The organism is Massilia litorea, assembly GCF_015101885.1.
Lineage (GTDB): Bacteria > Pseudomonadota > Gammaproteobacteria > Burkholderiales > Burkholderiaceae_D > Telluria > Telluria litorea.
The window spans coordinates 5,102,833-5,121,334 of sequence record NZ_CP062941.1; the positions used below are offsets into that span (position 1 = coordinate 5,102,833).

The 18,502-nt window shown below is 64.6% G+C and carries 18 protein-coding genes; 9 read left to right on the forward strand and 9 right to left on the reverse strand.

Annotated elements, in window-relative coordinates; genetic code table 11:
• Positions 1 to 108: 108 nt before the first annotated feature.
• The 5 genes from LPB04_RS22905 to LPB04_RS22925 form a co-directional block, all read right to left on the reverse strand.
• Positions 109 to 1,338 (reverse strand): MFS transporter, encoded by a 1,230-nt coding sequence (locus LPB04_RS22905; RefSeq protein WP_193686721.1) that lies wholly within the window; start codon positions 1,336 to 1,338, stop codon positions 109 to 111.
• Positions 1,339 to 1,503: 165 nt separating this feature from the next.
• Entirely contained in the window at positions 1,504 to 2,373 is an 870-nt protein-coding gene (locus LPB04_RS22910; protein WP_193686722.1) for a hypothetical protein, read from the reverse strand.
• 14 nt (positions 2,374 to 2,387) lie between these two features.
• Complete coding sequence (locus LPB04_RS22915) at positions 2,388 to 3,176, reverse strand: hypothetical protein (RefSeq protein WP_193686723.1); 789 nt, start codon at positions 3,174 to 3,176, stop codon at positions 2,388 to 2,390.
• Positions 3,173 to 3,682 carry a hypothetical protein gene (locus tag LPB04_RS22920; RefSeq protein WP_193686724.1) on the reverse strand — a complete coding sequence of 170 codons (510 nt, stop codon included), beginning with the start codon at positions 3,680 to 3,682 and terminating at the stop codon, positions 3,173 to 3,175. Before LPB04_RS22920 ends, LPB04_RS22915 begins: the two co-directional genes overlap by 4 nt.
• Positions 3,683 to 3,732: 50 nt before the next feature.
• Complete coding sequence (locus LPB04_RS22925; protein ID WP_193686725.1) at positions 3,733 to 4,023, reverse strand: DnaJ domain-containing protein; 291 nt, start codon at positions 4,021 to 4,023, stop codon at positions 3,733 to 3,735.
• A 265-nt stretch (positions 4,024 to 4,288) separates the two neighbouring features.
• On the opposite strand from LPB04_RS22925, the gene LPB04_RS22930 reads away from it, so the two are divergent.
• The 3 genes from LPB04_RS22930 to LPB04_RS22940 all read left to right on the forward strand — a co-directional run bounded on the left by LPB04_RS22930 (position 4,289) and on the right by LPB04_RS22940 (position 9,055).
• A complete protein-coding gene (locus LPB04_RS22930; protein ID WP_193686726.1) occupies positions 4,289 to 6,043 on the forward strand; it encodes a glutamine--tRNA ligase/YqeY domain fusion protein in 1,755 nt (584 codons plus the stop codon).
• Positions 6,044 to 6,239: 196 nt separating this feature from the next.
• On the forward strand, positions 6,240 to 8,069 hold the full coding sequence (locus LPB04_RS22935; protein ID WP_193686727.1) for a CHASE domain-containing protein: 1,830 nt from the start codon (positions 6,240 to 6,242) through the stop codon (positions 8,067 to 8,069).
• Between the two features lie 251 nt (positions 8,070 to 8,320).
• Entirely contained in the window at positions 8,321 to 9,055 is a 735-nt protein-coding gene (locus LPB04_RS22940; RefSeq protein ID WP_193686728.1) for a glycine-rich domain-containing protein, read from the forward strand.
• Between the two features lie 230 nt (positions 9,056 to 9,285).
• Here the strand turns inward: LPB04_RS22940 and LPB04_RS22945 are convergent, their stop codons facing one another.
• Together LPB04_RS22945 and LPB04_RS22950 are read right to left on the reverse strand one after the other, a co-directional pair.
• The gene (locus tag LPB04_RS22945; RefSeq protein WP_193686729.1) at positions 9,286 to 9,546 is read right to left on the reverse strand and encodes a hypothetical protein; all 261 of its coding nucleotides are present in this window, start codon (positions 9,544 to 9,546) and stop codon (positions 9,286 to 9,288) included.
• 25 nt (positions 9,547 to 9,571) lie between these two features.
• Complete coding sequence (locus LPB04_RS22950; protein ID WP_193686730.1) at positions 9,572 to 10,465, reverse strand: SDR family oxidoreductase; 894 nt, start codon at positions 10,463 to 10,465, stop codon at positions 9,572 to 9,574.
• A 12-nt stretch (positions 10,466 to 10,477) separates the two neighbouring features.
• Here LPB04_RS22950 and LPB04_RS22955 point away from each other — a divergent pair, with 12 nt between their 5' ends.
• The 3 genes from LPB04_RS22955 (at position 10,478) to LPB04_RS22965 (ending at position 13,340) form a co-directional block, all read left to right on the forward strand.
• On the forward strand, positions 10,478 to 11,506 hold the full coding sequence (locus LPB04_RS22955; RefSeq protein ID WP_193686731.1) for a CDP-6-deoxy-delta-3,4-glucoseen reductase: 1,029 nt from the start codon (positions 10,478 to 10,480) through the stop codon (positions 11,504 to 11,506).
• A 115-nt stretch (positions 11,507 to 11,621) separates the two neighbouring features.
• A complete protein-coding gene (locus LPB04_RS22960) occupies positions 11,622 to 12,872 on the forward strand; it encodes an MFS transporter (RefSeq protein ID WP_193686732.1) in 1,251 nt (416 codons plus the stop codon).
• Positions 12,873 to 12,944: 72 nt separating this feature from the next.
• The gene (locus tag LPB04_RS22965; RefSeq protein ID WP_193686733.1) at positions 12,945 to 13,340 is read left to right on the forward strand and encodes an HPF/RaiA family ribosome-associated protein; all 396 of its coding nucleotides are present in this window, start codon (positions 12,945 to 12,947) and stop codon (positions 13,338 to 13,340) included.
• Between the two features lie 43 nt (positions 13,341 to 13,383).
• On the opposite strand, the gene LPB04_RS22970 is transcribed toward LPB04_RS22965, so the two are convergent.
• The gene (locus LPB04_RS22970; protein WP_193686734.1) at positions 13,384 to 14,205 is read right to left on the reverse strand and encodes a helical backbone metal receptor; all 822 of its coding nucleotides are present in this window, start codon (positions 14,203 to 14,205) and stop codon (positions 13,384 to 13,386) included.
• 111 nt (positions 14,206 to 14,316) lie between these two features.
• Between LPB04_RS22970 and LPB04_RS22975 the strand changes: the two genes are divergently transcribed.
• Together LPB04_RS22975 and sbcB are read left to right on the forward strand one after the other, a co-directional pair.
• Positions 14,317 to 15,282, forward strand: coding sequence for a GGDEF domain-containing protein (locus LPB04_RS22975; protein WP_227496550.1), 966 nt, complete (start codon positions 14,317 to 14,319; stop codon positions 15,280 to 15,282).
• Between the two features lie 77 nt (positions 15,283 to 15,359).
• On the forward strand, positions 15,360 to 16,808 hold the full coding sequence (gene sbcB, locus LPB04_RS22980; protein ID WP_193686736.1) for an exodeoxyribonuclease I: 1,449 nt from the start codon (positions 15,360 to 15,362) through the stop codon (positions 16,806 to 16,808).
• Positions 16,809 to 16,902: 94 nt separating this feature from the next.
• Here the strand turns inward: sbcB and pyrF are convergent, their stop codons facing one another.
• The gene (gene pyrF, locus LPB04_RS22985; protein ID WP_193686737.1) at positions 16,903 to 17,724 is read right to left on the reverse strand and encodes an orotidine-5'-phosphate decarboxylase; all 822 of its coding nucleotides are present in this window, start codon (positions 17,722 to 17,724) and stop codon (positions 16,903 to 16,905) included.
• 149 nt (positions 17,725 to 17,873) lie between these two features.
• Between pyrF and LPB04_RS22990 the strand changes: the two genes are divergently transcribed.
• On the forward strand, positions 17,874 to 18,500 hold the full coding sequence (locus LPB04_RS22990) for a LemA family protein (RefSeq protein WP_193686738.1): 627 nt from the start codon (positions 17,874 to 17,876) through the stop codon (positions 18,498 to 18,500).
• Positions 18,501 to 18,502: the final 2 nt, after the last annotated feature.

An 18,502-nucleotide genomic window follows, 5' to 3' on the forward strand; every position in this document is an offset into this window, starting at 1 on the left:
CTGGAGGAATCGACGGCAAGCCTGGACGCTTGCCAACCGCCGATGTTACCGGACGTAAAGAGGGCGATGATGCTCGCGGGCATGACCCGCATCAAGACTGCGGCGGATTCAGCCGGGTGGCGCGCCGGCGGCGGCCGGGGCGCCGGCTTCCAGCGGCGCCAGGCCGCGCAGGCGCAATGCGATGAGCATGGCGCCGGCCAGGATCGCACCCAGCAGGCTGACGACGCCCGTCCAGCCGCCGTATTCCCAGACGAAGCCGCAGAGCCAGCCGACCACGCTCGAGCCGAGGTAGTAGAAGAAGAGGTACAAGGCCGAGGCCAGGGCCTGCGGCGCACGCGCGCGCCGGCCAACCCAGCTGCTGGCGACCGAGTGCGTGGCGAAGAAGCCGAAGGTGTAGAGGCCGACGCCGGCGACGACGGCGACCAGGTTGCCGAACAGCGTCAGCAACAGGCCTGCGAACATCACCGACATCACCAGGTACAGCACGTTGCGCCGTCCGAGCCGGTCGGCCAGGCGCCCGGCCCAGACCGAACTGAAAATGCCCAGCAGGTAGAGCACAGACAAGGCGCCGACCGCGCTCTGGCGCAGGCCGAACTCGGGGCCGAGCAGGCGGTAGCCGATGTAGTTGTACAGGCTGACGAAGGAACCCATCAGCAGGAAGGACAGGCCGAACAGCCAGGGCAGGCCCGCATCCCTTGCGTGCCTGCCGACGCCTTCCCTCAGCCCGGCGAAGCCGCCCTGCCCCGGCCGGAAGCGTTTCGAGACGGGCAGGCTGCGCCAGAATTCCCAGGCCGCGTACAGGCCCGCTGCACCCATCAGGCCGAGCGCGGCGCGCCAGGACCAGAAATCGCTGATCACCGAAGCGAGCACGCGCCCGAACATGCCGCCGAATGCGCTGCCGCTGATGTACATGCCCATCGACAGGCCGAGCGACGATCCCTCGATTTCTTCGCTCAGGTAGGCCATCGCCACGGCCGGCATCCCGCCCAGCATGAAGCCGAGCAGCGCGCGCAGGACCAGCAGCTGGGTGTAGTCGCTGGTGAAGGCGGCCAGCAGCGTGAGCAGGCCGCCGCTGAGCATGGAGGCGGCCATCAGCGGCTTGCGGCCGAAGCGTTCGGACAGCACGCTCGATACGAGCAGAGAAACGGCCAGTGCGGCGGTGGAGATCGACAGGGCCAGGCTGCTTTGCGCGGGGGTCAGGGCGAAGTCGCGCGCGAGCAGCGGCATCAGGGGCTGTACGCTGTAGAGCAAGGCAAAGGTGGAAAAGCCACCGAAGGCCATGGCGCGGTTGATGCGTTTGAAGTCGGCGCTGCCGGCGGCGATGGCGGGAGAAGACATGGGCGAATCCTGAAACTGGACTGCTCATGATAGCGAAAAACGGAAGGGCTCGTCGGCGGGGGGCTGGATTGCGAAGCTGTGTTTACGATGATGCGGGCGTTGGTTGAACGCGTGGGCGGGAAGACCCGCCCACCCTACAAGCGCTAAACCTTGGCCGGCAACGCTTTATGGATACTCGGTATCGAGCTCCGACCCCGCATAGTTCTCCATCTCCGCCAGCAGCTGGGTCATCGGCGCCTTGGTGCGGATGCTTTGCAGGACCGTGCAATGCTCGCGGTAGGACGCGACGCGCTCGGCGATGATCTCGCGGTGCGGGGCCGGCACTTTTTCCAGCAGCGCCGCCCAGCCGGTCTCGTAGTCGGGGTTATTCTTGCGGACCGACTTCACGAAGCGCTCGAAGTCCTTCTGCCCCGCCCGTGCGACGATGGTGCCGCCGTCGACGGCGAAGATGACCGCCAGCGCGATCACGCCTTCGGCGTTCAGGTCGGGGTCGGTGACCGGGCCTTCGTAGTGGTTCTTGCGCAGCCACTTGGCGGCGTTGACGATCGCCTGCACGCCCTCGCGCTGGCGCACCTGGCCCAGGTAACGGTCGTAGCCGGTCCAGGTCTCTCCCGGGTCGGCGGTGCAGATGTCGACGAACAGTTCCTTCAGGCGCCGGCCGGCGTACACCGGGTCGTTGTCGTATTCGCCGACCAGGCTGTCCTCGGGCAGCGCGGCCAGTTCGCGGATCATGCGAAAGCCCGCCTGGAACACGTATTCGGCGCCGTCCGCGATCAGGATGTCGAGCGCCGTCTCGTCGCTGTCGTCGTCGACCAGGTGTTCGAGGCCGAGCGACATGCCGCCCACGGTCAGCATCAGCGCGCGCTGGATGCCTTCGGCGGTGCGGTCGTTGGTGAACTTCTCGGCCACCATCGCGGTGATGGACGAGAGCTCGTCGGCCAGGCCGATCGCCTCGTCGGCGTCGGCCATGGTCGGCAGCAGCCTGATCGCACGCACCAGGCGCGGCAGCTTTTCAATGACGATTGAGGGCAGCATCGATGGCGATCCGGTCACGAGAAGATGTCCGTACCGATGCTCTTGCGCACGCTGCGCCTTGGCATGGTGCGCACCGACGGCACCTGCTTGCGCAGGCGGTACAGCAGGTCGCGCGTGCTTCTCTGCTGGAAGTCCGGGTCTTCGTCCGGGTCGTCCGGGAATTCGGCCTCGGCCATTTCGTTGCTATGCCTGAATTCGGGGAAGAGCTCGATCAGCGAACGCTCCCAGCCGTCTTCGCTGGCTTTCGCCAGGTCGATCGCGAGCGGAATGATGTCGCTGTCGGACGAGGTCTGGCCCGTCACGTAACGCCCTTTCAGGTTGATTTCACCGGCTACTTCCATGATCTCTTTCGGGGCCAGCGACCACAGGATGGCGAACACGGTGGCGCCGTGGTCGGTGGCGGAGGCTTCCTGCAGCAGCTCGTGGCGGCGGTCCTCGTCCTCGGTCGCGTAGACCACGCCGTGGACGTGGTTGAACAGACCCTCGGCGATGCGCTCGGGGTCGTCCTCGATCATGTTGTCGGGCCAGGTGGCGGCCATGTAGGCCAGGCTATCGGCCCAGGCCTTGGGCGGCACCAGCATGGTCGCCAGCGACGTCTTGGCGCCGTCGAAGCCGGCCAGGTGCAGGGCCGTCACTTGCGGCGGCAGGGTAGAGAGCACTTCGGCCACGGCGTAGTCGCCGTGTTCGTCGGCCGCCTTGGAGAACGCCTCTTCGGCGTGCCCCAGCGAGCCGGCCAGTACCAGTTCGCTCACCTGTCTGGTGAGCGCCGGCAGGTTGGCAGCATTGCTTGCATTGTCGCTCATTCGCGTTCTCCTTCGCCATCGAAGATCCCGGTGAAGTCGTCCGAGACCATGCCTTCTTCGTCTTCCTCGTCGTCGCCCTCGTCGTTCTTGCCGAGCTGCTCGAGCGACTGGTCGTCGTCTTCCCAGCGCTGCTGGTGCTTGAAGAGGAAGGCCGTGATGATCGCCTGGCGCGCCAGTTCCGGATGGTTTTCCGTCATCGACGCATACATCGCGGCGCCGTCTTCGCCCGTGCACTCGGCCATGGCGAACACTTTGGCCGGGTCGTCGCCTTCGTAGTCGGCCGCTTCGCGCAGCAGGCCTTTCGGGTCGGTGAACCTGATCTTGTCAACGAGGGCGAAGGCCATCAGGTTGACGTCGTCGATGCCTGAACCGCCGGCGTATTCCGAGACCAGGGCGTCGACCATCATCTGGTAGTTCTTCTTGTTCGGCGGGTCGCCCAGCGTGCCTTCGATCTGGCCCTCCAGCTCGCGCGACTGGTAGGCGAATTCGGGATGTACTCTTTTCATTATTTGTCCTGTGAATGCAGTAGATGCGGCGGTGGAGGCGGCCGCAGGCCTCAGGCCTGCAGCGTCACGCCGTTGAGCGCGAACAGCGAGCGCCACAACTCGAAGGCTTCGGCTTCGGCGTCGAGCACGATGCGGTGGTTCACGCTCTGGTTGTATTCCTCGCGCTTGCTCCGGTCCGACAGGATCTCGTAGGCCTTCGTGACGGCCTTGAAGCGCGCTTCGGCGCCCGGCGCGTCGTTGCGGTCGGGGTGATAGCGCATCGCCAGCGAGCGGTAGACCTTCTTGATCTCTTCGTCGCTGGCGTTCGGCGCGACGCCGAGGATCGCGTATAAATTTTCCACTTTGGAACTCTCCGGCTGGTGCCGAGCAAACGGCAAAACGAGATTATCCTATAGAAAACGCCAACGTGACAGCAGCGCCGGTGCGGTGCGTTGACGGACCACACCGGCGCTGGCCTTCACTTGAGCTTCCCTTGCAGGCCGGCCGATACGCCCCAAGTATGATCCCTGCATACGAAGCGGACCGTGCGCTCCACCACATAGGGGGACCGCAGCCAGGCCGTCTACGGTAAAATGCCAGCAACTTTACCTATACAAAACACCACCAATGAGTAACGACAAGAACAAGGCGGCGACGGCGAACGCGCCGTCGTCGAATTTCCTTCGTGCCATCATCGACCACGACCTGGCGGCGGGCACCCACGACCGTCCAGGCATGCCTCCGGTCATCACACGTTTTCCGCCCGAGCCGAACGGCTACCTGCACATCGGCCACGCGAAATCGATCTGCCTGAATTTCGGGCTGGCGCGCGACTACGCCGGCCGCTGCCACCTGCGCTTCGACGACACCAATCCGGAGAAGGAAGACCAGGAATACGTCGACACCATCATGGACAGCGTCAAGTGGCTCGGCTTTTCGTGGGAGCAAGGCGGCGAGGAATACCTGCACTACGCCAGCGACTATTTCGACAAGCTCTACGAGATCGCGGAATACCTGATCCAGCATGGTTTTGCCTACGTCGACAGCCAGAGCGCCGAAGACATGGCGAAGAACCGTGGCAACTTCGGTACGCCGGGCACGAATTCGCCCTTCCGCAACCGCCCGGTCGAAGAGTCCTTGAAGCTGTTCCGCGACATGAAGGCCGGCAAGTACAAGGACGGCGAGCACATCCTGCGCGCGAAGATGAGCGAGGACGCGATGTCCTCGCCGAACATGACCAACCGCGATCCGGCCCTGTACCGCATCCGCCATGCACACCATCACCGCACGGGCGACGACTGGTGCATCTATCCGATGTACGACTACACGCACCCGCTGTCGGACGCGATGGAGTCGATCACCCATTCGATCTGCACGCTCGAGTTCCAGGACCACCGCCCGTTCTACGACTGGCTGATCGCCACCGCGACCGCGGGCGGCTTCTTCCAGCCTCCGGTACCGCGCCAGTACGAGATGTCGCGGCTGAACCTGACCTACGTCGTCATGTCCAAGCGCAAGCTGCGGCAACTGGTGGACGAGAAGATCGTGTCCGGCTGGGACGACCCGCGCATGCCGACCATCGTCGGCCTGCGCCGCCGCGGTTACACGCCTGAATCGATCCAGCTGTTCTGCGAGCGCATCGGCGTCTCGAAGGCCGACGGCTGGATCGACATGAGCACGCTGGAAGGCTCGCTGCGCGACGACCTGGACCCGAAGGCGCCGCGCGCGATCGCTGTCCTCCGTCCGTTGAAACTGATCGTCGATAATTTCCCGGAGGGAGAGTCGCACGCGTGCACGTCGCCGGTCCACCCGCACCACCCGGACATGGGTGTGCGCACCTTCCCGTTCACGCGCGAGCTGTGGATCGAGCAGGAAGACTTCATGGAAACGCCAACCAAAGGCTATTTCCGCTTCACGCCGCCCGTGGGCGACCAGCCGGGCAGCCGCGTGCGCCTGAAGTACGGCTATGTGGTCGAGTGCACCGGTTTCGAGAAGGATGCCGACGGCAAGGTCACGGCCGTGCACGTGAAATACTTCGAAGATTCGAAGTCGGGCACGCCCGGGGCTGACAACTACAAGGTCAAGGGCAACATCACCTGGGTCAGCGCGGCATCGGCACTGGCTGCGGAAGTGCGCCTGTACGACCGCCTGTTCCTCGATGCGCACCCGGACGCCGGCGGCAAGGATTTCAAGGCCCTGCTGAATCCGAATGCGCTGGAAACCGTCACCGCCTACCTCGAGCCGGGCATGGCCAATGCACAGCCCGAGCAGCGCTTCCAGTTCGAGCGCCACGGTTATTTCGTGGCCGACCAGGTCGATTCGAAGCCGGGCAAGCCGGTATTCAACCGCGTGACGACGCTCAAGGATAGCTGGGGCAAGTAATCGAACCCACAGGGGCGATTACGCCTTTCCCTGCCTGCTGCGCCATGATCGAACCCGCCCGGGGCCTACCCGCGGCGGGTTTTCTTTCGTCCTGTCGGGCCGCTGCACGCAACTAGCAGTGTTGATAGGTTTCGGGCTCGCGCTATCTGAGGGATTCTGATCCAAATCAAATAGGTCCCATTCGATTGGATTGGAAATGAGAACGGCCGACCCGATCACGAAGATTAAGGCGATCAAGCCTGGTTCCTGGCTGGGCGCGCTGCTGTCGCTGAGCGTAGGCGCAGGCTTGTATGTCAGCACCAGCCAGGCGGTCGAAAACGACGCGCTGGCGCGCTTTAACCACATGGCGCGCAACGTCCAGACGATCCTGGACGGGCGCCTCAAGACCTATGCCGACGTGCTGCGCGGGACGGCCAGCCTGTTTCTTGCGGCCGACGGTATCACGCGCGATGAGTTCCGCCGCTACGTGGCCGGCCTCGACTTGCCAAATCATTTCCCGGGTGTCGAGTCGATCAACTTCGCCCGCTACGTGACCGACGCCGAACGCGAGCGGTTCGAAGCGGAAATGTTGCAAAACATCGACGGACGTGGACGCAACGCGAAGATCGTGCCCGAGGGCCGGCGCGCCGAGTACACGGTGCTCACCTTCGTCGAACCAGGCACGGCCTGGATCGAGCGGATCGGTGTGGACATGCACACCAACCCAAACGGTCCGGCGCTCCTGGCGCACGCGCGCGACACAGGCGAGGTGTTGACGTCCGGCGCCCGTTTAAAGTCCGGATCGCTGCTATTGGGCCTGACGATGCGCTTGCCGGTGTACCGCGCCGTCATGCCCCCGCAGGATATAGCCCAGCGCCGCGCCGCCTATCTGGGTACGGTCGGCATCGGCTTTCGTGTCGACGGCCTGGCCCACAGCATGCTCGACAACATGCCGAAAAACGCGACCCGACTCGTGATTTCCGGAATGACCCCGGTCGACAGCCGCGACAGGCCGTCGGGCTACCGCCGCACTGTGTTCTTCGACAACCGCCCCGGCGTGGCCCATGACGAGCAGGCCGAGTTTCGTGCACGAATGCCTGTGGGTGTAGACGGACGTGGATGGGACCTCGATTTCGCCGTGTCGAAGCGCGGCCTGTATTCCGAGCTCGACAGCATCCTGCCCTGGGTGGCGATGCTGGCCGGGACGACCGGCACCGCCCTGCTGTATGCGCTGTTCCAGACGCTCAGTTTGTCGCGCCGGCGGGCCATCGTCCTGGCCGAGGAAATGACCGGGGAATTGCGGGCGAGCGAAGCGAAGCTGCAGAAAACCAACGACAACCTGCGGCGCCTGGCGGCCCACGCGGAAAGCATCAAGGAAAGCGAACGCAAGCGCATTGCGCGGGAGATCCATGACGACCTCGGCCAGAACCTGCTGGCCCTGCGCATCGAGGTCGACCTGCTCGCGTCGCGCACCAACAAGCGCCATCCCCGCCTGCATACCCGCGCGCACTGGATGCTCGAGCAGATCGATGCGACCATCAAGAGCGTACGCCAGATCATCAACGACCTGCGGCCCCACGTACTCGACCTGGGCCTGACGGCGGCAGTGGACTGGCAGATCGCCGAATTCCAGCGGCGCACCGGCCTGGCCTGCGAACTGATTTCGCACAACCACGACCTGCACGTAAGCGACCGCTGCGCGACAACCCTGTTCCGCATCCTCCAGGAATCGCTGACCAACGTGTCGCGCCATGCCCGCGCCACCAAGGTACGGGTCGAGCTCGCCGTCGATCCCGAATCGATCTCGATGACCGTCAGCGACAATGGCATCGGCCTGAGCAAAGCCGGCGGGCAGAAACCGGGCTCGTTCGGGCTCGTCGGCATCGAGGAACGGGTCAGGATCCTCGGCGGCAGATGCATCATCACCAGCTCGGCAAATGCCGGTACGACGGTGCACGTATCGCTCCCCGCTGCGGACAACCTGCTTGCCGTGTCCCCCGCACCGGCACCTGCTTCCGCTCCCCATCCAGCCTTCGATGGTCTGTAGGCGCATCCATCGCGATCTTGTAGGCCTACTGCCCGTGCAGATGTAGTCCAATTTACGACAACATGTCTCAACTTGCGCAAAATCAACGTTTTTTGGATGCTTGAGGTAGAGAATTCATATCAATGCTTCGCGTCAATAACGACGTAAGCAGCAAAAACCGAGGAGGCCTACCCATTTGCCAGCATCACTTCATCGATTGCCCGCACGCAAGCCAAAATAACGATGCAGTAGCCAAAACAAAAGGATAGATCATGATTTCGAATAACGACTTCGCCCTCATTGCCGCTCTGGATTTGAACCCGATCAAAACAAAACTGATGCACAAGGAATCCGGCGAGGGTTGGTCTTTGGAACGCGCGAACGCCATCGAAACCGAGTACCGTCGTTTCCTTTACCTGATGGACGCCTTCCCGGAGGAGCAGGTGGCGCCGACCGTGGATGTCGACACTTTCTGGCATTACCACATCCTCGATACGATGAAGTACGCCCTCGATTGCGAGCTGACCTTCGGGCGCTTCCTGCACCACTACCCTTACCTCGGCCTGGAGGGCGAGGACGACATGGAAATGCAGCAGCAGGCGGGCGAGCGCACGCGCGCCTTGTATGAGTCCACTTTCGGCCTGTCGTATGTGCGTCCGTCGAGGGCCGACGGTGCGCTGGAAGCTGCCGACGTGCAAACGGCGTGTTTCGCCGCAATGGGCGAAGCTGCAAACTCGGCTTATTGCCTCGGCCCAGGCATCGCCAAGGCAGCTGCCGTCCGGACTGCTTATTGCCTCGGCCCAGGCATCAGGGCGGCCGCCGTCCAGACCGCTTATTGCCTCGGCCCAGGCATCAAGGCAGCCGACGTCCAGACTGCTTATTGCCTCGGCCCAGGCATCAAGGCAACTGCTGTCAAGACCGCTTATTGCCTCGGCCCAGGCATTGTCAAGGCAGCTGAAGTCCAGACCGCCTATTGCCTCGGCCCAGGCGTCCCGCAAGCAGCCTGATACCGCACATGGTCCGGTGACTGGGGCGCAGCATGCGCAGTCCGCCGGAGCCTGTATCCGGTGCGCCGGCTTCCAGGCCTCGGCCCGCCCGCGATCAGCACCGCACTACCCAGCGCTAACGCTGTTCAAGCAGCATGCCAGCCGGCGGCCCGCGCCGCCGATCGGCAGGGTGCTGTGGCGGGGCTGCGCGGAGTGTCCCAAGACGCAGATACGACGAGGCGGGAAAGGACTCAGGTTTTCTTCTGCCGTGCGCGCAGTTGCTGCCTGCCCTGGGTCTGCGCCCGGTTCTGCTTGTTCTCGTAGAGAGCGACCGCTTCCTTTTTCGCCTGCTCGAGCGTCCGCATCTCTTCGTGATCGTCATGCGCCACGAAATAATCGTCGGCTTGCGCATCCACGACCAGCTTGATGGCAGCCTCGTCGTCGAGCTCATAGAGCTCGGTGAGCAGGGTCGTTATTTCGTCCAGGAAGGCTTCGTAGGTCAGGGTCGTCATGATGTCGGCTTTTTCGTGAGGGACGTTATTGTACCAGCGCCCATTGCTCCAGGGCGCGATGGACGTCGGGATAGCGCAGCCGCACGCCGAGCTCGCGGCGCATGCGCGTGTTGTCCAAGCGGCGCGATTCCGACATGAAGGAAAGCAGCATTGGCGACACGGCCGCGCGCAGGGCTTCGCGTTCCAGGCGCGGCGGACGCGCCAGGCCGAAGGCGTCGGCAACGGCGTCGAAGTACTCTCCCATTTTCAGGCGGGTGTCGTCGGTCGCATGATAAACCCGTCCCGGCAGCGCACGGAACAAAGCCAGCGCGATAATCCGCGCCAGGTCGTCGGCCTGGATGTGATTGGTGTAGACATCGTCCTCGGGCCGCAAGGCCGGTGTGCCTTCGCGCAGGCGCTTGAGCGGCAGGCGCTCGCGCGCATAGATGCCGGGCACGCGCAGGATCGCGACACTGCCTCCGAGGCGCCGCGCCCAGCCGCGCAGCACGCGCTCGGCATCGACGCGGCGGGCGGCGCGCGCGTTTTTCGGCGCCACGCTGCGGGTTTCGTCGACCAGCGCCCCGCCGCAATCGCCGTAGACCCCGCTCGTGCTGACATAAACGAGGCGTGTCCCCTCGGGTAGAATGGCGGTCAGGTTGCGTGTGCGCACGTCGCGCGCGCCTTCCGGCCGGGGCGGCGCCAGGTGCACCACGTACGGCGCGAGCCCGCGCAGGCGCCCCAGGCTGGCCGGCTGGTCGAGGTCGGCCACGACCGGTATGGCGCCGAGTGCCCGCAGTCCGGCGGCGCGCTCCGCATCGCGCGTGACGGCAAAGACCCGGAAGCGCGGGACCAGCAGCGGCAGCAGGCGCATGCCGACATCGCCGCAGCCGACCAGCAGCAGGCGCGGGCGGCCCAGACGAAATTTATTATTGAAATTCATGTTGAGGATTGTATGACGTTCCAGATCACTGTCCAGCCCAGCGGCACCCAATTCGCCTGCGAAGCCGACGAAACCGTGCTGTCGGCCGCCATCCGCGCCGGTGTGGGGCTACCGTACGGCTGCAAGAACGGCGCCTGCGGTTCGTGCAAGGGCAAGGTGGTCGGCGGGACGGTGACGCACAAGCCGCACCAGGCGCGCGCCCTGACCGAGCAGGAAAAGCTGCAAGGCATGTCGCTGTTCTGCTGCGCCCTGCCCGAAGGCGACGTCGTGATCGAGGCGCGCGAAGTGGGCGGTAGCAGCGATTACCCGATCCGCAAGATGCCGACCCGGGTCGCCTCGATCACGCGCGCGGCACCGGACGTGGCGATCGTCACCCTGCAATTGCCGGCCAACGAGGCGCTGGCCTACCGTGCCGGCCAGTATGTCGAATTCCTGCTGAAGGACGGCAAGCGCCGCGCCTACAGCCTGGCCTGCGCGCCGACGCTCGAGCGCCCGCTGGAACTGCACATCCGCCACCTGCCGGGCGGCCTGTTCACCGACCACGTGTTCGGCGCCATGAAGGAACGCGACATCCTGCGCTTCGAAGGGCCGCTCGGCACCTTCTTCCTGCGCGAGGAATCGGATAAACCGATCGTGCTGCTGGCCTCCGGTACCGGCTTCGCGCCGGTGAAAGCCCTGGTCGAGCACCTGATGCATTTGAAGTCGACCCGTCCCGTGCGCCTGTACTGGGGCGGGCGCCGTCCGCAAGACCTGTACATGGACGAACTGTGCCAGGCCTGGACCACGACCATGCCCGATTTCGAATACGTACCGGTGATCTCGGATGCGCTCCCGGAAGACAACTGGAGCGGCCGCACCGGTTATGTCCACGCGGCGGTGATGCAGGACATTCCCGATCTGTCGGGCTGGCAGGTGTATGCCTGCGGCGCGCCGGTGATGGTCGATGCCGCGCGCAGCCAGTACACGGCGCAATGCGGGCTGCCGGCGGACGAGTTTTATGCGGATGCGTTCACGACGGAAGCGGATCTCGCCGCGGAATAAACTGTAGGGTGGGCGTAATTCCGGCCATTGGCCGAAATTACCCCGCCTACCCTACGCAGCAAACAATGAAATCAGGCACAATCGACAACTTCCCGCCAGTCAATGTGCCTCTTCAATGTCCCTGCTTTCCTCGTCCAGCGGCCTCAGTGTCCTGCGCAACCGTAATCTCTCGTTCTACCTTTCCGCACGCTTCCTCGGCACCCTTGCCGTCCAGATGCAAAGCGTGGCCGTCGGCTGGCAGGTGTACCAGATCACGGGCAGCCTGTTCGACCTCGGCCTGATCGGGCTGGCGCAGTTCGCGCCCTTCCTCGTGTTGATCCTGTGGGCCGGCCACGTCGCCGACCGCCATGACCGCCGCAAGATCATCGTCTTGTGCATGCTGACCCAGCTGCTGGTGAGCGCGCTGCTGCTGGCCTTTACCGCCAGCGGCAGCCGCGTGGTCTGGCCCGTGTTCGCGGTGCTGGTGCTGTTCGGCAGCGCGCGCGCCTTCATGATGCCGGCCTCGCAGGCCGTGCTGCGCAACCTGGTGCCGGACAAGGATTTCGGCCAGGCCGTGGCGCTCGGCTCCTCGACCTTTCACGTGGCCGTCATCGCCGGCCCCGTGCTCGGCGGCCTGCTGTATGCCTTCGGTCCGACGGTCGTCTACCTGGTCGCGGCGGCGCTGCTGCTGGTCGCCACCCTGCTGATGGCCTCGACCACCAGCGCGCCGCAGGTCCGCAGTACCGAGCCGGCGAGCTGGCATACCCTGCTGGAGGGCCTGCGCTTCGTGCGCTCGCGTCCGATCGTGCTGGGTGCGATTTCCCTCGACCTGTTCGCGGTGCTGTTCGGCGGCGCCACCGCCCTGCTGCCCGCCTACGCGCACGATGTGCTGCATGCCGGCCCGACCGCGCTCGGCTGGCTGCGCACGGCCCCGGGCGCCGGCGCCGCGCTGTGCTCGATCGCACTGGCCTTCATGCCGATCCGGCGCCATGTCGGCGCCTGGATGTTCGGCGGCGTCGCCCTGTTCGGCATGGCCACGCTGGCCCTCGGCTGGACGACCCATTTCGCGGTGGCCCTGGGCGCCCTCTTCCTGCTCGGCGCCGGCGACATGGTCAGCGTCTATGTGCGCCATTTGCTGGTGCAGTACGAAACGCCGGACGAGATCCGCGGCCGCGTCAGCGCCGTGAACGCCGTTTTCATCGGCGCCTCGAACGAGCTGGGCGAATTCGAATCCGGCGTCACTGCCGGCTGGTTCGGCCTGACGCGCGCAATTTTGCTCGGCGGCGCGGCGACGCTGGTGGTGACTGGGCTCTGGACGGTGCTGTTCCCGGTGCTGTCGAAGATGGATCGTTTCCCGCACCACAAGGATGATGGGAAATCCGCCTAGTGTGCGGAACGCGGTAAAAATGGCAAAAAGTGTAAGATCGGCTTCAAGATCTTTGATAACGGAGCCATCTATATGCAAATCAATGTCAACACCGACCGTACCATCGATAAACATCAAGGCCTGGATGAGCACGTGCAATCCGTCGTCGAAGGCGCGATCGGCCGCTTCGAGGACCAGGTCCACCGCGTCGAGGTTCACCTGAGCGACGAGAACAGCCAGAAAGGCGCCGACGGCGGCAACCGCTGCATGATGGAAGCGCACGTCACCGGCTATGCGCCGGTGGTCGTCAACGAACACGCGGCCAACCTGCACCAGGCCATCACCAGTGCCGGCAACAAGCTCAAGCGCGCGCTCGACAGCGCCCTTGGCCGCCTGACCGACAAGGCGCGCCGCGAGCCGGTACCGCTGGGCGACATCGACGGCGATCTCGCACCTGAACAGAACAAAAACCTGACCAGCGGCATGTAATTCAGCATTCTGCAGAACCGAGCGCGGCCCAGGCCGCGCTTTTTTACGTCCCCTCCAGCATCGCGCGCAACTGCCGCAGGTAACGCAGCCCCGCCAGCGCCCGGCTGCCATACCACGACATCATTTCGCCGTCGACCAGGAACACCGGAATGCCGAGCTGCTTTTCGAGCGCGTCCGCGTGCGCCTCGGTGAACCGGTAGGGCTCGGTCGACAGCAGCACGGCGTCGAGACCACCCGCGAGCCCGGCCACGAGTTGTTCCGACCAGGCGAAGCGCGGGTAGCGGCTGGTGTCCGGCAGCGCCGGCACCTTCCAGCCGAGCTCGCCGAGCATGCGCGCGATATACGTGTCGCCTGAAACGCTCATCCACGGATCCTGCCAGATGCAGTAGAGCACCGTGCACGCCGGGCCGGCAGGTGCGGCCTTCAAAGCCGCGTATTCGGTCTCGAAGTCCGTGCACCAGCGCTCGGCCGCCTCGCTGGCGCCGAAAATGCCGCCCATCAGCCGCGCCAGCGCCAGGTTGTCGCGCGGCGCCAGCGGATGCGTGACGACCAGGTGCGGCACGAAGGCGGCCAGCGCCTCGGCGGTCGGCTTTTCGTTTTCGTCGATGTTGACGATCACATGGGTCGGCGCCAGCTTGCGGATCTTGTCGAGATTCACGTCCTTGGTGCCGCCCACTTTCGGGATCTGGCTGACGATCTTTTCAGGATGGATGCAGAAGCCGGTACGTCCGACCAGCAGGTGTGCAAGGCCCAGGTCGCACAGCAGTTCGGTGATCGAGGGAACGAGCGACACGATGCGTGCATCAGGCGCCGGCTGGTGGCTTACGCCAAGGGCGTCAATGAGGTGTTCGGGAGAGGCATTCATGGGCGCTATTGAAACATTCCTGTTTCCGAAACACCAGCAGGAACGCGGTGGCGAATGGTTTATCATGAAGTCTTCATCGTCGCCATCCAGCGACCAACGCGGAGAATCGTTTTGAAACTTATCGGACCATTTCGGGATTCGGGCTACACGGTCGACAAGCTGGAGCTGTTTCGCGGCGCCGACACAGCCGCCGCCGCGGTCGCGCTGGCCGATTGCGAGGTGGTGCAACTTGCCGCGGGTGAAGCTATCGAGGATGCCGTGCGGGCGCGCCTGTATATCGTGCTGTCGGGCATGCTCGAAGTCGAAACCGACGGCCATGCCGGCACCTCGGACGGCAACGTCAACCGCATCCTGCCGGGCGAAAGCGTGGGCGAGCAGTCGGTGCTGGACGACGCCGCCAATCTCGACGCCGTCCACGCCGTCGAAGAAACGTGCTTGCTGGTGATCGAATCGCAGCTCGCCTGGGAACTGATCGACCAGTCGAACGCCGTGGCGCGCAACCTGCTGCGCCTGATGTCTTTCCGCATCCGCGCCGCCAATGCCCTGTTGCGCCGGCGCCAGAAGCTCGGCGAGTTCTACCGCCAGCTCTCGCTGAACGATACCCTGACCGGCCTCTACAACCGGGCCTGGCTGGCCGACATGCTGCCGAAACTGGTGGGCCGCGCCCGTGCCCAGGGCAGCCCGCTGTCCCTGCTCATGGTCGACCTCGACAACTTTAAAAAGTTCAACGACACCCACGGCCACCTGGTTGGCGACGCCGCCCTGTGCGCGGCGGCAAACGTCATCCGCGACGGCTTGCGGCCATCCGATTTTGCGGTGCGCTATGGCGGCGAGGAATTGATGGCCGTGCTGCCTGAAACGACCGTCGAGCTGGCCCGCATGGTGGCCGACCGCCTGTGCCATCAGATGCGCGAAGCCGTGCTGTTCCCCGACATGCGGGTGCCGATGCCGCACCTGACGGCCTGCTTCGGCGTGGCCGTGCTCGATCCGAACGGCGACGAAACCAGCCTGATCGAAGCGGCCGATGCCGCCCTCTACCGCGCCAAGGAAGCAGGCCGCAACTGTGTGAGCGTTTGATTGACGGATCGCGGCTGCGGCCCGACAATCCCTGCCATTCTTGATGCTCCATCAGGATGGCCACATACAATAAAACGATGAGCACACACACTTTCCTCTGGCACGACTACGAAACCTTCGGCGCCCAGCCGCGCCGCGATCGTCCGGCGCAGTTTGCCGCGATCCGCACCGATGCCGAGCTCAACGAGATCGGCGAACCGCTGATGCTGTTCTGCCAGCCGGCCAACGATTACCTGCCAGATCCGCAGTCCTGCCTGATCACGGGCATCACGCCGCAGCAATGCCTCGAACTGGGGGTGCCCGAGCACGAATTCGCGCGCCAGATCGAGGCGGCGTTCGCCGAGCCGGGGACGATCGGCGTCGGCTACAACACGATCCGCTTCGACGACGAAGTCACGCGCTTCCTGTTCTGGCGTAACCTGCTCGACCCGTATGCGCGCGAATGGCAGAACAATTGCGGCCGCTGGGATCTGCTCGACGTCGTGCGCATGACCTATGCGCTGCGTCCGGAAGGCATCGAATGGCCGACGCATCCGGATGGACGTCCGAGCTTCCGCCTCGAGGACCTGACCCGCGCCAACGGCCTGTCGCACGAGGCGGCGCACGACGCGCTGTCCGACGTGCGCGCCACGATCGCACTGGCGCGCCTGATCCGGAATAAACAGCCGCGCCTGTTCGACTTCTGCCTCGAACTGCGGCGCAAGGACAAGGTCGCCAGCGAAATGGGCCTGCACCTGGAACGCGCAGCGCGCCAGCCCTTCCTGCACGTATCGGGCATGTTCCCGGTCGAGAACGGCTGTCTGGCTCTGGTCTGGCCACTGGCCCAGCATCCGAGCAACAAGAACGAAATCCTGGTGTGGGATTGCCGTCACGATCCGTCGGAACTGTTTAGTCTGGATGTCGAGACGATCCGGCTGCGCATGTTCACGCGCAGCGCCGACCTGCCGGAAGGTGTCACGCGGCTGCCGATCAAGAGCGTCCACCTGAACAAGTCGCCGATGCTGGTCGGGAACCTGAAGACCCTGAGCCCGGCGATGGCGACGCGCTGGGGCCTCGACCTCGACCAGGCCAAAGCCCACGCGCAGCTGGCGGCGAACGGGCCCGACATGGCGGCGATCTGGGCGCAGGTGTACCAGAAGCCGGCCTCCGGCAACGAGACCGATGTCGATGAAGACCTGTATGGCGGGTTCGTCAGCAACAACGACCGCCGCAAGCTCGAATCCCTGCGCATGCAGACGCCTGCACAGCTGGCCACAAGCCGGCCTTCGTTCGAGGACGAGCGGCTGGCCGAACTGCTGTGGCGCTACCGGGCACGCAATTTCCCGCAGACGCTAAGCGAGCAGGAGATGGAGAGCTGGGAAGAACACCGCGCGGCGCGGCTGTTCGATGGAGCGGGCGGGGCACGCACGGTGGACCAGTTGTTTGGGGAGATCGATGCGCTGTCGGAGACGGCGGACGAGCGCGCCGAGGAGATCCTGGGTGCCTTGTACGAATACGTCGAAGCGATTGCGCCGAGCAGGTATTAAACTTGGGCGTGCCCTGCCCTGTCGCGCAGGGCGCTTCGCGGGCGGGCAGCGTGCTGCCCGAATTCCCCGCTACGCCCAACGCGGGGGTTTATCATTACCCCCGATACCGATTGATCTCATCCCGCGTCTCGCGTGCGACACGCCGTGCCGCCGCCGCAAAATCCTCGCCTTCCTGCGGCACCGCATACAAAATCGCCCGCGACGAATTGATCATCATCCCGGTCCCACCGGCGGTCCGCCCGGCACGCACGGTCGCCTCGACATCGCCCCCCTGCGCACCGACACCCGGCACCAATAAAGGCATGTCGCCGATGATCTTGCGCACCTGCGCCAGTTCTTCCGGGAAGGTCGCCCCCACCACCAGCGCGCACTGGCCGTTGCGGTTCCATTTCCCGGCCACGAGTTTCGCCACATGCTGGTACAGCGGCAGGCCGCCCACATCCAGGAACTGCAGGTCCGAACCGCCTGCATTCGAAGTGCGGCACAGCACGATCACGCCGCGGTCTTTCCACGCCATGTAGGGCTCGACCGAATCGAAACCCATGTAGGGATTGACCGTGACCGCGTCCGCGCCGTAGCGGTCGAAGGCTTCGCGCGCGTACTGGTGGGCGGTCGCCCCGATGTCGCCGCGCTTGGCGTCGAGGATCAGGGGGATGTGCGGATAAGTGTCGCGCAGGTAGGAGCAGATTTCCTCGAGCTGGTCTTCGGCGCCGAGGGCGGCGAAATAGGCGATCTGCGGCTTGAAGGCGCAGGCGAGGTCCGCCGTGGCGTCGATGATGGCCTTGCAGAACCGGACGATCGCGTCCGGTTGATCCTTCAAATGAGCAGGGAAGCGCGCCAGATCAGGGTCGAGTCCGACGCACAGGAGCGAGTCGTTGCGGGTCCAGGCCGCGGAGAGTTTATCGATGAAATTCACGTTGGGCCCCTTGTAACGGTGTCATTGCAAACCCGGTATTGTACCCGTCACGGGCTCCCTGCCCCATCGCGGGCACGACCGTGCGACCGGACTTGATGGACTCCTGTATATTTTTAATCATTCGACAACTCGCAATGGACAGGGACATCATGACGTCTTCCGCATCGGCTTCTACTTTATTCTCGCGCTGGACCCGCCTGCTGGCGCTCGCCACCCTCGCCGGCTCGCTGCTCTCGGGCTGCGGCTACAACGAATTCCAGACCAAGGACGAAGCCACCAAGGCCGCCTGGAGCGAAGTGGTCAACCAGTACCAGCGCCGCGCCGACCTGATTCCGAACCTGGTGAACACGGTCAAGGGCTATGCCACGCACGAACGCGAAACCCTGGAGGCGGTCACCCGTGCGCGCGCCGCCGCGACCAGTTTCCAGATCACGCCGGAAGTGCTGAACAATCCCGAAGCATTCCAGAAGTTCCAGCAGGTGCAGGGCGAGCTGTCGAGCGCGCTGTCGCGCCTGATGGTCGTGTCCGAGAAATATCCGGACCTGAAGGCGGACACCAGCTTCCGCGACCTGCAGTCGCAGCTCGAGGGCACCGAGAACCGCATCACGGTGGCGCGCCAGCGCTATATCGCCTCGGTGCAGGACTATAACGTCTCCGTGCGCCAGTTCCCGAACAACCTCACCGCGATGATGTTCGGCTACAAGGCCAAACCTTCGTTCACGGTCGAGAACGAAAAAGCGATCTCGACCGCGCCGACGGTCAACTTCGGCAAATAACG

Excerpts from the sequence above, each read along its gene's own strand:
- LPB04_RS22960 (WP_193686732.1), top strand. The coding sequence starts at position 11,622 with ATGTCCCTGCTTTCCTCGTCCAGCGGCCTCAGTGTCCTGCGCAACCGT.
- LPB04_RS22990 (WP_193686738.1), top strand. The coding sequence starts at position 17,874 with ATGACGTCTTCCGCATCGGCTTCTACTTTATTCTCGCGCTGGACCCGC.
- LPB04_RS22965 (WP_193686733.1), top strand. The coding sequence starts at position 12,945 with ATGCAAATCAATGTCAACACCGACCGTACCATCGATAAACATCAAGGC.
- LPB04_RS22935 (WP_193686727.1), top strand. The coding sequence starts at position 6,240 with ATGAGAACGGCCGACCCGATCACGAAGATTAAGGCGATCAAGCCTGGT.
- LPB04_RS22940 (WP_193686728.1), top strand. The coding sequence starts at position 8,321 with ATGATTTCGAATAACGACTTCGCCCTCATTGCCGCTCTGGATTTGAAC.
- LPB04_RS22910 (WP_193686722.1), bottom strand. The coding sequence starts at position 2,373 with ATGCTGCCCTCAATCGTCATTGAAAAGCTGCCGCGCCTGGTGCGTGCG.
- LPB04_RS22970 (WP_193686734.1), bottom strand. The coding sequence starts at position 14,205 with ATGAATGCCTCTCCCGAACACCTCATTGACGCCCTTGGCGTAAGCCAC.
- LPB04_RS22945 (WP_193686729.1), bottom strand. The coding sequence starts at position 9,546 with ATGACGACCCTGACCTACGAAGCCTTCCTGGACGAAATAACGACCCTG.
- LPB04_RS22915 (WP_193686723.1), bottom strand. The coding sequence starts at position 3,176 with ATGAGCGACAATGCAAGCAATGCTGCCAACCTGCCGGCGCTCACCAGA.
- LPB04_RS22920 (WP_193686724.1), bottom strand. The coding sequence starts at position 3,682 with ATGAAAAGAGTACATCCCGAATTCGCCTACCAGTCGCGCGAGCTGGAG.
- LPB04_RS22950 (WP_193686730.1), bottom strand. The coding sequence starts at position 10,465 with ATGAATTTCAATAATAAATTTCGTCTGGGCCGCCCGCGCCTGCTGCTG.
- LPB04_RS22905 (WP_193686721.1), bottom strand. The coding sequence starts at position 1,338 with ATGTCTTCTCCCGCCATCGCCGCCGGCAGCGCCGACTTCAAACGCATC.
- LPB04_RS22955 (WP_193686731.1), top strand. The coding sequence starts at position 10,478 with ATGACGTTCCAGATCACTGTCCAGCCCAGCGGCACCCAATTCGCCTGC.
- LPB04_RS22930 (WP_193686726.1), top strand. The coding sequence starts at position 4,289 with ATGAGTAACGACAAGAACAAGGCGGCGACGGCGAACGCGCCGTCGTCG.
- sbcB (WP_193686736.1), top strand. The coding sequence starts at position 15,360 with ATGAGCACACACACTTTCCTCTGGCACGACTACGAAACCTTCGGCGCC.